The following is a 12431-nucleotide window of genomic DNA, read 5'->3' as shown; positions in this document are numbered from 1 at the left end:
GTTACCTGCAAAAAGTTGCACGTGTTTCATGCGGAATGCCTTGTTTCGCTGCGTTTCAAGCTGGCACAGAACTTGCATATGAAAACCATGAACCCGAGCATAAGGAAAGGTGGGCATATATGAAGCTTGACGATCTGATTATGAAAGCCGCCCAGCTGCAGAATAAAACTGCTGCTGTGGCTCATGCAGAAGACGAAGAAGTGCTTCATGCCATCAAGATGGCAATTGAACGAAAGGTCGCTCGCTTCCTGCTGGTTGGGAACAAACGCAACCTGAAGGAGCTGGTGAAACAGCATGAGATCAATGAGGGCTGGATAGATATTATTCATTCGGATTCTCCTGAAGAATCAGCCAAAATTGCCGTGCAGGCAGTGAGTGAGAAGCATGCAGATATATTGATGAAGGGGCATGTCACGACAGCCGTTCTTTTAAAAGCGGTACTGAATAAAGAGTACGGGCTGCGGACAGCGAGTGTCCTATCACATGTCGCGGCATTCGAAGTGCCGGGCTTTGATCGTTTTATTTATGTCACGGATTCTGCGATGAACATCGCGCCCGATTTAAATATGCTCAAAGAGATCACGATCAATGCTGTTCAAGTAGCACAAGCTGTCGGAAACGACATGCCCAAGGTGGCAGTGTTATCTGCGGTAGAGGTCGTGAACCCGGCAATGGATTCCACTTTGACAGCGGCAAGTCTGGCGCAAATGAATAGGCGGGGTCAAATTTCTGGCTGCCTCATTGATGGACCTCTAGCTTTAGACAATGCCATTTCTCAAACAGCAGCTTCTCATAAAAATATTACGAGTGATGTCGCCGGTCATGCAGATATTTTGCTTGTGCCAACGATTGAAGCAGGGAACATTCTTTATAAATCTCTCATCTACTTTGCACATGCAAAGGTGGGAGCTGTGGTGGCAGGAGCGAAGGCGCCGATTGCTTTAACAAGCCGGTCTGATTCAGCTGAAAGTAAGCTTTATTCAATTGCACTTGCCATCTGTACATCAAATTAAGCGAAAGTCATAGGAGGAATAAACAATGGAACTTTTTAAATATATGGAACGATACGATTATGAGCAGCTTGTATTTTGTCAGGATGAACAATCTGGCTTAAAAGCGATTATTGCCATTCATGATACAACACTTGGGCCAGCACTAGGCGGAACAAGAATGTGGACGTATGAAAACGAAGAAGCAGCAATCGAGGATGCGTTGCGTCTAGCAAGAGGGATGACTTATAAAAACGCAGCAGCAGGCCTGAATCTTGGCGGCGGGAAAACAGTCATCATCGGTGACCCGAGAAAAGATAAAAATGAAGAAATGTTCCGTGCGTTTGGACGCTACATACAAGGATTGAATGGCCGCTATATCACAGCGGAGGATGTCGGTACAACGGTAGAAGACATGGATCTGATTCATGAAGAAACAGACTTTGTGACAGGTATTTCTCCTGCATTTGGTTCATCCGGAAATCCGTCTCCTGTTACGGCTTACGGTGTATATAAAGGGATGAAAGCCGCTGCCAAAGCTGCATTTGGGACCGATTCATTAGAAGGAAAAACAATTGCTGTCCAAGGTGTTGGGAATGTGGCCTACAATCTGTGTAAACACCTGCACGAAGAAGGCGCACATCTGATTGTTACAGATATCAACAAAGACTCTGTAAAACGAGCTGTAGAAGACTTTGGCGCAAAAGCAGTAGACCCTGACGATATTTATGATCAAGCATGTGATATTTATGCACCGTGTGCACTTGGTGCAACCATTAACGATGTAACGATTCCTAAGTTGAAAGCAAAGGTCATCGCAGGTGCAGCGAATAACCAGCTGAGAGAAACGCATCACGGCGATCTTATCCATGAAATGGGCATTGTGTATGCACCTGATTATGTGATCAATGCAGGCGGCGTGATTAACGTTGCTGATGAGCTTTATGGCTATAATGCAGATCGTGCGATGAAAAAAGTGGAAGGTATTTACCAAAATATTGAACGTGTGATTGAAATTTCAAACCGTGATGCCATTCCAACCTATAAAGCGGCAGACCGATTGGCGGAAGAGCGAATTGAAAGAATGCGCAAATCAAGAAGTCAATTCCTGCAAAATGGCCAACATATTTTAAGTCGTCGCTAATTTGAAGAATGAGTTGAAACGGAGGTTTTGTTTTTGCTGACAAAAGAATGGCGTATTCTCACGATTAATCCTGGCTCTACTTCAACAAAAATCGGTGTGTTTCATAATGAACGATCTATTTTTGAAACGACACTCAGACATACAGATGAGGAATTAAAGCAGTTTCCTCATATCATTGATCAGTTTTCATTTCGTCAAGAAACAATTCTGAAAACACTGCACGAGCAGGGGATGAACATCTCAAAGTTTGATGCAGTGTGCGCACGCGGCGGCCTTCTCCGGCCTATCGAAGGAGGCACATATGAAGTCAATGAGCAAATGGTGCAAGACCTGAAAAAAGGATATGCCGGCCAGCATGCATCAAATCTGGGCGGTATCATTGCACGAGAAATTGCACTTGGCTTGAACATCCCAGCTTTTATTGTCGATCCAGTTGTGGTGGATGAGCTAAAACCAATTGCTCGTATTTCAGGGCTGCCAACGATTGAAAGAAAAAGCATCTTCCATGCATTAAATCAAAAAGCAGTCGCAAGAAAAACAGCTGCTTCCTTTGGGAAGCGCTACGAAGATTTGAACATGATTATTACGCATATGGGCGGCGGCATCACTATTGGTGTACATGAAAAAGGAAAAGTCATTGATGTCAATAACGGACTGCATGGCGAAGGACCTTTCAGCCCGGAGCGAGCAGGGACCCTGCCAACAGGTGACCTCGTCAATCTCTGCTTTTCTGGTGAGTATAGCCAAGAGGAAATGCTGAAACGCATTATTGGTGAAGGCGGACTAGCGGGCTACCTTGGCACGACAGATGCTGTGAAAGTAGAGCGCATGATTGAAGCAGGCGATGAACGGGCGGCGCTGATTTATGAAGCGATGTGCTATCAAATTGCCAAGGAAATTGGTGCGGCAAGTGCTGTCCTAAAAGGAGCAGTTGACGTTATTGTGCTAACAGGCGGACTTGCGTACAGCAAACAAATTACATCAAGTATTAGAGGATACATTGACTGGATTTCAGATGTTGTCGTGTACCCAGGTGAAAATGAACTGCAATCCTTAGCAGAAGGTGCACTTCGTATTTTAAAAGAAGAAGAATCTCCCAAAGAATACCCAAATGATCAACGAATGAAGAAAGGAGTGACAAGTCATGGCAACTGAATATGACCTCGTCATTCTCGGTGGAGGCACAGGCGGCTATGTAGCGGCCATCCGTGCCTCACAGCTTGGATTGAAAACAGCAGTTGTGGAAAAAGAAAAGCTTGGCGGAACATGTCTGCATAAAGGATGCATTCCGTCTAAAGCGCTGCTAAGAAGTGCCGAAGTCTATCAAACCGTCAAACGTGCTGCTGAATTTGGCGTTGAGGCAAACGGCATTGCCTTGCAGTTTGCCAATGTGCAGAAAAGAAAAGCAGAGATTGTAGAGAAGCTAGCAGGCGGCGTCAAACACTTAATGAAACAAGGGAAAATTGATGTCTATGAAGGGATTGGCCGGATTCTTGGACCATCTATCTTTTCGCCAATGCCAGGGACCATCTCCGTAGAAATGGCAAATGGAGATGAAAATGAAATGCTCATTCCAAAGCAGGTCATCATTGCGACAGGTTCAAGACCGCGTGTGCTGCCTGGGCTTGAAGCAGATGGGACGCACATTCTTACATCAGATGATGCACTTGAACTGCCAGAGCTTCCGCAGTCGATGCTCATTGTCGGTGGCGGGGTGATCGGAATCGAGTGGGCTTCTATGCTCAATGATTTCGGTGTGAAAGTGACTGTGATTGAATTTTCAGATCGCATATTGCCAACAGAGGATCATGACATTTCTAAAGAAATGGAAAAGCTTTTAACTAAAAAAGGCATCACCTTTGTGACAAATGCGAAAGTACTGCCAGATACCGTAAAAAAGCAGGAGAATCTCGTGACGATTCAAGCAGAAAAGGATGGAGACATTCAGACGTTTGAAGCGGAAAAACTTCTTCTTTCAGTCGGCAGAGTACCAAATATTGAAGGCATTGGTCTTGAAAACACGGACATCCAAACAGAAAAACAAGGCATTGTTGTGAATGAACATTATCAAACGAAAGAATCGCATATTTACGCAATAGGAGATGTCATTGGCGGGCTTCAGCTGGCACATGTGGCTTCACACGAAGGCATGATTGCTGTGGAACATATGGCTGGGAAAGATCCAAAGCCGCTCGATGAAACGCTCGTATCTAAATGTGTTTACTCTCAACCAGAAACCGCTAGTGTTGGACTCACTGAAAAGGCGGCAAAAGAGCAGGGCTTTGAAGTCAAAATAGGGAAGTTTCCATTTATGGCGATCGGAAAAGCGCTTGTGTACGGGGAGTCTGATGGATTCGTCAAAATCATTGCCGATCAAAAGACAGATGATATTTTAGGAATTCATATGATTGGTCCTCATGTAACAGATATGATATCTGAAGCTGGATTAGCCAAAGTACTTGATGCAACCCCGTGGGAAGTGGGGCAAACGATTCACCCGCACCCGACCTTATCAGAGGCGATTGGCGAGGCTGCCCTTGCTGTTGACGGGAAGGCGATCCATTTTTAATCAAGGAGGGAAATAAGATGAGTAACATGCGTCATCATGAATTAGGATTATCAGATGAACAAGCAATTGATATATACAGAACAATGCTTCTAGCAAGAAAAATCGATGAACGGATGTGGCTTTTAAACCGTTCCGGGAAAATTCCATTCGTTATTTCTTGTCAAGGGCAGGAAGCGCAGCAAGTCGGTGCTGCTTTTGCTCTCAATAGAGAAGAGGATTACGTCTTACCTTACTACCGTGATATGGGGATTGTCCTCGCATTTGGGATGACAGCCAAAGATTTAATGATGTCTGGTTTCGCAAAACAAGACGATCCAAACTCAGGTGGAAGACAGATGCCGGGACATTTTGGACAGAAATCAAATCGAATTGTGACGGGATCATCACCTGTGACAACGCAGGTTCCTCATGCAGTGGGGATTGCACTTGCTGGACGTTTAGATCAGAAAAACTTTGTCAGCTTTGTCACGTTTGGTGAGGGCTCTTCAAACCAAGGTGATTTCCACGAAGGCGCTAACTTCGCTGCTGTGCATAAACTGCCTGTTATTTTCATGTGTGAAAACAATAAGTACGCGATTTCCGTGCCGTATGACAAACAAGTGGCATGTGAACGCATTTCAGATCGTGCAGTTGGGTACGGAATGCCTGGTGTAACCGTTGATGGCAATGATCCGCTTGAAGTATATGCCGCTGTCAAAGAAGCGAGAGACCGTGCGGCAAGAGGCGAAGGACCAACGTTGATTGAAGCGATCTCTTACCGTTTAACTGCGCATTCAAGCGATGACGATGATTCAAGCTATCGAGAAAAAGAAGAAGTGCTCGAAGCGAGAAAGAAAGATCCGCTCATCCAATATGAAACGTATTTAATCGAAGGAAACGTCATGACTTCAGAAATGAAAGAAGAGATGACAAAAGAAATCATGCAAATCGTAAACGAAGCCACTGATGAAGCGGAAAACGCTGCTTATGCTGATGCAGAAAGCGCACTTCGTTACGTGTATGCGGAGTAAGGGGGAAGAAAAATGCCTGTTATGTCATATATAGACGCCATTACACTGGCGATGAAAGAAGAAATGGAGCGAGATCCGAAAGTGTTTGTGCTCGGAGAGGATGTCGGGAAAAAGGGCGGCGTATTTAAAGCGACAGCGGGTCTTTATGAGCAATTCGGAGAAGCCCGCGTCATGGATACACCTCTTGCAGAATCAGCCATTGCTGGTGTAGGGATTGGGGCAGCGATGTATGGAATGCGCCCAATTGCGGAGATGCAATTTGCGGATTTCATCATGCCTGCAATCAACCAAATCATATCAGAGGCTGCAAAAATTAGATACCGCTCAAATAACGATTGGAGCTGTCCAATGGTCATCCGCGCACCTTACGGGGGCGGTGTACACGGAGCGCTCTATCATTCACAATCGGTTGAAGCGATTTTTGCCAATCAGCCTGGTTTGAAGATTGTCATGCCTTCTACACCTTATGATGTAAAAGGGCTTTTAAAGGCTGCGGTGCGTGATCCAGATCCTGTATTGTTCTTTGAACACAAACGTGCCTATCGTCTCATCAAAGGAGAAGTACCTGAAGAGGATTACACACTCCCTATTGGAAAAGCAGATGTGAAACGTGAAGGCGATGATATCACGGTCATTACATATGGGCTCTGTGTCCATTTTGCGCTGCAAGCAGCAGACCGCCTTGCAAAAGACGGCATTTCCGCGCATATTCTCGATTTGAGAACAGTGTACCCGCTTGATCAGGAAGCCATTATTGAAGCGGCATCAAAAACAGGCAAAGTGCTTCTTCTAACGGAAGATACAAAAGAGGGCAGCATCATGAGTGAGGTAGCGGCGATCATTTCAGAGCATTGCTTATTTGATTTAGACGCACCAATCAAACGTCTAGCCGGACCAGAAATTCCGGCAATGCCTTATGCGCCGACAATGGAAAAATTCTTCATGGTCAATCCAGATAAGGTAGAAGCTGAAATGAGAGAGCTTGCGGCGTTTTAAGAAAGAGGAGGGTTTCAAGTGGCAATTGAACAAATGAAAATGCCTCAGTTAGGTGAAAGTGTAACAGAAGGAACCATTAGCAAATGGCTCGTTTCACCTGGCGATCATGTGAATAAATACGATCCGATTGCGGAAGTCATGACGGATAAAGTGAACGCAGAAGTCCCGTCATCTTTTACAGGAACGATTACAAAGCTATCAGCTGAGGAAGGCGATACACTGCAAGTTGGAGAAGTGTTCTGTGAAATTGAAGTAGAAGGCAGCTCACAGCAGAGTGCGAAAGAAGAAGCGGCACCTGAGCAAAGTGAAGCACCTGAAGCAGATCAAACAAAAGAGAATCAAAGTCAAAAGAAACGCTACTCTCCAGCAGTCCTTCGTTTAGCTGATGAGCACAGCATTGATTTAGCGGCTGTTCAAGGAACGGGAGCAGGTGGACGAATCACAAGAAAAGATTTACTTCAGCTCATTGAAAACGGCGGCGTACAAGAGAAGGCAGCACCTGTCAATGAACAGTCGGTAAAGCCGGAGCCTGCGCAGTCATCAAAACCAAAAGCGGCGCCTTCCGTCTCTACAATGCCTGGTGATGTTGAACTGCCAGTCACGCCAATCAGGCAGGCGATTGCGGCAAATATGCTGAGAAGCAAACATGAAATTCCGCACGCATGGACGATGATGGAAGTCGACGTGACAAACCTTGTGACAAGAAGAAATCAGCTCAAGGACCAATTTAAAGCAAAAGAAGGCTTTAATTTGACGTTCTTTGCGTTCTTTGTCAAAGCAGTGGCTCAGGGCTTAAAGGAATTCCCAGAAATGAACAGCATGTGGGCTGGAGATAAAATTGTTCAAAAGAAAGCGATCAATGTCTCTATTGCTGTTGCGACTGATGACGCTCTTTTTGTTCCAGTCATTAAGGATGCAGATGAAAAAACGATTAAGGGCATCGCCAAAGAAATTCATGAGCTTGCTTCCAAGGTGAGACAAGGAACGCTGAAGCAAAGTGACATGGAAGGCGGCACCTTTACTGTAAACAACACGGGATCATTTGGTTCTGTACAATCCATGGGAATCATAAATTATCCGCAAGCGGCGATTTTACAAGTAGAATCGATCGTGAAGCGTCCAATGATTGTAAATGGCATGATTGCAGCAAGAGACATGGTCAATCTTTGTCTCTCATTAGATCACAGAGTACTTGACGGTCTTGTATGCGGCAGATTCCTTCAACGAATTAAACAAATCCTTGAAGGCATTGACGAGCAGACATCTGTTTATTAAAACATGAATGTCCCCCTCCCGGCATGAGAGGGGGATTTCCACATCTAGGAGGAAGGAGCGATGATATGTCTGGACTAGACTTTTTTGCTTTTCTAACGATTGGTCTCATGTTTATCACAGCGATTGCGTTCGCTTTTCTACGGTACATTTCTAAATCACGCAATCATCCTGAAAGATTACTACTTATCATATCAATCGTTTCAATGATTCAAATCGTGTACTGCCTGCTGATTGTCGGTGGATTTAAAGGAACAGCGAATAGCCTTTTAGGAATTTCTCTTCTTGCCGGGACTCTGCTTGGATATGCACTTGAATATTTATACAGACGCTATATCAAAAAAACGCCCGAAAAAGAATAATTTCGGGCGTTTTCTTTATTCTGCTGGAACAATAAAGGTCAAATGCTGTTTTAACACTTCTAAATAAGCAGGAGCTGTCATATACACTTCGCCATCCGTATCAGCATCCATTTCCTCTTTTGTGTGGATCTGAATACTGGACGCTTGAATGAGAGATAGATCGCCGGTGAAATCCTCCAGCTCTTCCCGGTTCATAGAAAAGATTTCTTTTAGAGCAGAGAAGCTCGTATTTCTGCAAATTAAGATTTCCGCTTTTCCATCATCTATCGCTGCATTGGGCAAATCAATTTTATTTGTACCGATGAAATGTCCGTTCATCACTAGAACGATGACGGCTTCCTCTTCCCAGCTTTCCTCCTCTGTCTCAATTCGTACGTGAAAAGGATCTGTTTGCTGCAAGGTGCGCACGGCACTTGTGAAGTAGCTGATTTTGCCGAGTACAGCTTTTTCCTTGTCGTTAATATTGTTGGACGTGTCTGCAATCAGCCCGATCCCCCAAAAGTTTAACAAGTATCGATCTTCTGCTTTGATTAAGTCGACCTTCTTTTCTATGCCGTCTACAATCATTTGAGCGGCTTTCTGCATTTGTTGCGGAATACCAAGCGTTCTAGAAAAGTCATTGCATGTCCCGCCTGGTAATATCGCTACAGCCGGCCTTTTTTCTAAACCGCCGATGCCATTCATGCATTCATGCACGGTTCCATCTCCGCCTAATATGATAAGCAATTCTATCGTCTCATCAATTGCACGGCAGAATTGATAAGCATCATTTGGCTGCTTTGTTGGTTTAAGAATGAGTTCATCAATATGTAGAGAAAGAAGAGGGGCTGTTTGACCGAGAATTTTTTCCATGTTTTTTTGTCCAGCATTTCCATTATAAATGAGCATCGCTTTTTTGAATTGTGCCATCACGCAGTTCTCCCTTTCATCTCTTTATCATCACTTTTCCCCAATTTGACAGCTCATAAACGATGTTCGGAAAAGGTGGGGGATGAAAAGACAACACATTTGCCCGCAGGCGTTTTCCTTGATATGATGTTGTTAAAATGGTTTTGGCATGCAAAAGGAGTGGACGAACATGAATATTGATTTTAATTTATTTATGAATGATATTGTGAAACAAGCGAGAGAAGAGATCAAACAGGCTGGCTATACTGAGCTTACATCAGCTGAAGAAGTAGACGAAGCACTGGCTAAAAAAGGCACGGCACTTGTGATGGTGAATTCAGTATGCGGATGTGCAGGCGGTATAGCAAGACCAGCTGCAGGCTATTCTGTTCATTACGATAAGCGTCCAGATCAATTGCTGACAGTGTTTGCTGGACAAGACAAAGAGGCAACGGCAAGAGCCCGTGAATACTTTGAAGGCTTCCCGCCATCTTCACCATCCTTTGCTTTATTAAAAGATGGAAAGATCATCAAAATGGTCGAGCGTCATGAAATTGAAGGGCACGAACCAATGGAAGTGGTGTCAAAGCTTCAAGCCGCTTTCGATGAGCATTGCGAAGAAATCTAACATGTGACGTTTGAATGATTAAATATAAAGCAGTCCGGTCTTTAGATCGGTCTGCTTTTTGTTTTATAAGACCATTGAATCAAAATAATTTTAGCAAAATACTATTGCATCTTAAAAAGAAAGTGTTTAAAATACATTATAGTGAATAAATATTCAAATCAATACATGATTTTAAATACTGGGAGGCATTATCTTATGAAAAAGTGGTTATTATTACTTATGACAGCTGGTCTTGCAGCTGCACTCGCAGCTTGCGGAACTTCTTCTAATAATTCAAACGCATCAGGAGATGACAAAACACTCGTTATGGCGACATCAGCAGATTATCCGCCATTTGAATCAAAAGATGGAGATAAAATTGTCGGTTTTGATGTCGATCTTGCAACAGCACTAGCGAAAAAGAACGGCTACAAGCTAGAAATTCAAGATATGGATTTTGCAAGCCTTGTATCCGCCCTTAAAACAAACAAAGCTGATATTGTCCTAGCAGGAATGACACCAGATGAAAAGCGTAAAAAACAAGTAGACTTCTCTGACATTTATTACAATGCTAAAAACATGGTTGTGACGAAGAAAAATAGTGGTATTAGAACGGAGAAAGATTTAAAAGATAAAACTGTGGGAGTTCAACTAGGTTCTATTCAACAAGATGAAGCAAATGGAATGCAAAAGAAATATAATTTAAAGGTAGAAGATCGTAATAAAATCTCTGATATCATTCAAGAGATCAAAGCAGGCCGTTTTGATGCAGCCATTATTGAAGATAAAGTAGCAGCGGGCTATTTAAAGAAAGAGAAAGACTTTCAGGCATTTAACCTTGGTGCATCAACAAATAATGGTTCAGCCATTGCATTCAAGAAAAATAGCGACTTAACAGCGAAATTTAATCAATCATTAAAAGAAATGCAAGATAATGGTGAACTTGATAAATTAATTAAAAAATGGTTTGCTGATGAAAAGTAAGTCAGGAAAAGGATCAGCGTCATTCATGAAAATCAAGTAGAAAGCGCTGAAAAGTTCAACTCGTGTTGAACTTTTTTCCTGTTTTATTTTTTGATTTCGTATGAAGGCAGAAAAAAGGAGAATGTCATGTTGGATTTTAAAGATGTAATACCTCAGATGCCCTTTATTTTAGAAGGACTTAAGGTCACACTTTCTATTGTAGTGGTATCACTTTTTCTTGGATTTATCTTAGGGATTTTATTAACGCTTTGCAAAATTAGTGTGTTTAAGCCGCTCATTTGGCTTGCAGATTTTTATACATCAATCTTCCGAGGCACACCGCTTGTGCTTCAATTGCTCATTATTTATTTTGGTCTGCCTCAGCTTCTCGGGTTTCAAATCGATCAATACTGGGCTGCTGTAGCGGCATTTTCACTTAACTCCGCGGCATACGTATCTGAAATCATTCGTGCTGGTATTAATGCCATTGATAAAGGTCAAAAAGAAGCGGCCGTTGCTTTAGGGATACCTTATGCTAAAATGATGAAGGACTTATTGCTTCCGCAGGCGTTTAAAAATATTTCACCTGCACTTGTGAATGAAACGATTACACTGACAAAAGAATCAGCCATTGTGACAGTTATTGGACTGGGCGATGTCATGAGACGAGCTTACCAAGCAGGTGCCGTCACGTATAATTACCTTGAACCGCTTATTTTTGCGGGTCTGATCTATTATGTCATCGTGCTTGTTCTCACCTTTGTCGGCAAATCGGTGGAAAGGAAGTTAAAATCAAATGATTAACATAGAGAAACTCACAAAATCTTTTGGCAAAAATGAAGTATTAAAGGGGATTGACACCATCGTTAAAGAAGGGGAAGTTGTCGCAGTCATTGGACCATCTGGATCAGGAAAATCGACGTTTCTTCGCTGCATCAACTTGCTTGAAAAGCCGACTTCTGGTGTCATTACAATTAAGGATACCGAAATCACAAACCCAAAAACCAATGCACTAAAAGTGCGTGAGAACATCGGAATGGTGTTTCAGCATTTTCACCTGTTCCCGCATAAAACCGTGCTTGAAAATATCACGTATGCGCCAATGAATGTGAAGAATCAATCGAAGGAAGACAGCATCAAACAAGCTGAAGATCTGCTGAAAAAGGTAGGGCTTTTAGAGAAAAAAGATGATTTTCCGAATCGTTTGTCCGGCGGTCAAAAGCAGCGTGTGGCGATTGCACGTGCGCTTGCGATGACTCCAGACATCATGCTGTTTGACGAACCAACTTCTGCACTCGATCCAGAAATGGTCAAGGAAGTCCTAGAGGTCATGAAAGAGCTGGCTCAATCTGGAATGACGCTTGTGATCGCCACACATGAAATGGGCTTTGCAAAAGAAGTGGCTGACCGCGTGATCTTTATGGATGATGGGAAAATTGTAGAGGATGCAAACCCTGTGCAATTCTTTGAATCACCGTCGTCACAGCGTGCGCAAGACTTTTTGCAAAAAATATTATAAAGAAAAAAGAGAAGGCGACTTAACATCTCCTTCTTTTTTTGATTATAATGGGGAAAGTAAAAAAAGTTCATCATTTCACAAAAGTGAATGGAAACAAGACAGAAAAGAGTGA

At 43.2% G+C, this 12431-nt stretch carries 13 protein-coding genes; 12 read left to right on the top strand and 1 reads right to left on the bottom strand.

Going from position 1 to position 12431, the window contains the following annotated elements; all coding sequences use genetic code 11:
* Positions 1-35 precede the first annotated feature (35 nt).
* The 8 genes from yqiS (at position 36) to C6W21_RS06930 (ending at position 8342) form a co-directional block, all read left to right on the top strand.
* Positions 36-1013, top strand: coding sequence for a phosphate butyryltransferase (yqiS, locus tag C6W21_RS06965; RefSeq protein ID WP_223249532.1), 978 nt, complete (start codon positions 36-38; stop codon positions 1011-1013).
* Between the two features lie 25 nt (positions 1014-1038).
* A complete protein-coding gene (bcd, locus tag C6W21_RS06960; RefSeq protein ID WP_106049771.1) occupies positions 1039-2133 on the top strand; it encodes a branched-chain amino acid dehydrogenase in 1095 nt (364 codons plus the stop codon).
* A 33-nt stretch (positions 2134-2166) separates the two neighbouring features.
* Entirely contained in the window at positions 2167-3288 is a 1122-nt protein-coding gene (buk, locus tag C6W21_RS06955; protein WP_411266014.1) for a butyrate kinase, read from the top strand.
* Complete coding sequence (gene lpdA, locus C6W21_RS06950; RefSeq protein ID WP_106049769.1) at positions 3278-4702, top strand: dihydrolipoyl dehydrogenase; 1425 nt, start codon at positions 3278-3280, stop codon at positions 4700-4702. The genes buk and lpdA overlap by 11 nt, the downstream gene beginning before the upstream one ends.
* Before the next feature lie 17 nt (positions 4703-4719).
* Entirely contained in the window at positions 4720-5712 is a 993-nt protein-coding gene (locus C6W21_RS06945) for a thiamine pyrophosphate-dependent dehydrogenase E1 component subunit alpha (protein WP_106049768.1), read from the top strand.
* Between the two features lie 12 nt (positions 5713-5724).
* The gene (locus tag C6W21_RS06940) at positions 5725-6708 is read left to right on the top strand and encodes an alpha-ketoacid dehydrogenase subunit beta (protein WP_003215848.1); all 984 of its coding nucleotides are present in this window, start codon (positions 5725-5727) and stop codon (positions 6706-6708) included.
* Between the two features lie 18 nt (positions 6709-6726).
* Positions 6727-7983: a dihydrolipoamide acetyltransferase family protein gene (locus tag C6W21_RS06935; RefSeq protein WP_106049767.1), complete on the top strand. Its 1257-nt coding sequence runs from the start codon at positions 6727-6729 to the stop codon at positions 7981-7983.
* 65 nt (positions 7984-8048) lie between these two features.
* On the top strand, positions 8049-8342 hold the full coding sequence (locus tag C6W21_RS06930; RefSeq protein ID WP_106049766.1) for a YesK family protein: 294 nt from the start codon (positions 8049-8051) through the stop codon (positions 8340-8342).
* Positions 8343-8357: 15 nt separating this feature from the next.
* Here the strand turns inward: C6W21_RS06930 and C6W21_RS06925 are convergent, their stop codons facing one another.
* On the bottom strand, positions 8358-9251 hold the full coding sequence (locus C6W21_RS06925; protein WP_106049765.1) for a YegS/Rv2252/BmrU family lipid kinase: 894 nt from the start codon (positions 9249-9251) through the stop codon (positions 8358-8360).
* 169 nt (positions 9252-9420) lie between these two features.
* Here C6W21_RS06925 and C6W21_RS06920 point away from each other — a divergent pair, with 169 nt between their 5' ends.
* The 4 genes from C6W21_RS06920 (at position 9421) to artM (ending at position 12319) form a co-directional block, all read left to right on the top strand.
* The gene (locus tag C6W21_RS06920; protein WP_106049764.1) at positions 9421-9858 is read left to right on the top strand and encodes a BrxA/BrxB family bacilliredoxin; all 438 of its coding nucleotides are present in this window, start codon (positions 9421-9423) and stop codon (positions 9856-9858) included.
* Between the two features lie 195 nt (positions 9859-10053).
* Positions 10054-10821, top strand: a complete 768-nt coding sequence (locus C6W21_RS06915) for a transporter substrate-binding domain-containing protein (protein ID WP_106049763.1) — start codon at positions 10054-10056, stop codon at positions 10819-10821.
* 126 nt (positions 10822-10947) lie between these two features.
* Positions 10948-11604 carry an arginine ABC transporter permease ArtQ gene (gene artQ / locus C6W21_RS06910; protein WP_003215691.1) on the top strand — a complete coding sequence of 219 codons (657 nt, stop codon included), beginning with the start codon at positions 10948-10950 and terminating at the stop codon, positions 11602-11604.
* The gene (artM, locus tag C6W21_RS06905; RefSeq protein ID WP_106056071.1) at positions 11597-12319 is read left to right on the top strand and encodes an arginine ABC transporter ATP-binding protein ArtM; all 723 of its coding nucleotides are present in this window, start codon (positions 11597-11599) and stop codon (positions 12317-12319) included. The genes artQ and artM overlap by 8 nt, the downstream gene beginning before the upstream one ends.
* The last annotated feature ends 112 nt before the right edge of the window (positions 12320-12431 follow it).

The organism is Bacillus sp. NMCN1 (assembly GCF_002998085.1).
In the GTDB taxonomy this organism is placed as follows: Bacteria; Bacillota; Bacilli; order Bacillales; family Bacillaceae; genus Bacillus.
This window is presented reverse-complemented; position numbering and strand designations above follow the sequence as displayed.

Bases quoted from the DNA above. Each gene is read 5' to 3' on its own strand.
- yqiS (WP_223249532.1), top strand. From the start codon at position 36: ATGCCTTGTTTCGCTGCGTTTCAAGCTGGCACAGAACTTGCATATGAA.
- bcd (WP_106049771.1), top strand. From the start codon at position 1,039: ATGGAACTTTTTAAATATATGGAACGATACGATTATGAGCAGCTTGTA.
- lpdA (WP_106049769.1), top strand. From the start codon at position 3,278: ATGGCAACTGAATATGACCTCGTCATTCTCGGTGGAGGCACAGGCGGC.
- C6W21_RS06945 (WP_106049768.1), top strand. From the start codon at position 4,720: ATGAGTAACATGCGTCATCATGAATTAGGATTATCAGATGAACAAGCA.
- C6W21_RS06940 (WP_003215848.1), top strand. From the start codon at position 5,725: ATGCCTGTTATGTCATATATAGACGCCATTACACTGGCGATGAAAGAA.
- C6W21_RS06930 (WP_106049766.1), top strand. From the start codon at position 8,049: ATGTCTGGACTAGACTTTTTTGCTTTTCTAACGATTGGTCTCATGTTT.
- C6W21_RS06925 (WP_106049765.1), bottom strand. From the start codon at position 9,251: ATGGCACAATTCAAAAAAGCGATGCTCATTTATAATGGAAATGCTGGA.
- C6W21_RS06920 (WP_106049764.1), top strand. From the start codon at position 9,421: ATGAATATTGATTTTAATTTATTTATGAATGATATTGTGAAACAAGCG.
- C6W21_RS06915 (WP_106049763.1), top strand. From the start codon at position 10,054: ATGAAAAAGTGGTTATTATTACTTATGACAGCTGGTCTTGCAGCTGCA.
- artQ (WP_003215691.1), top strand. From the start codon at position 10,948: ATGTTGGATTTTAAAGATGTAATACCTCAGATGCCCTTTATTTTAGAA.
- artM (WP_106056071.1), top strand. From the start codon at position 11,597: ATGATTAACATAGAGAAACTCACAAAATCTTTTGGCAAAAATGAAGTA.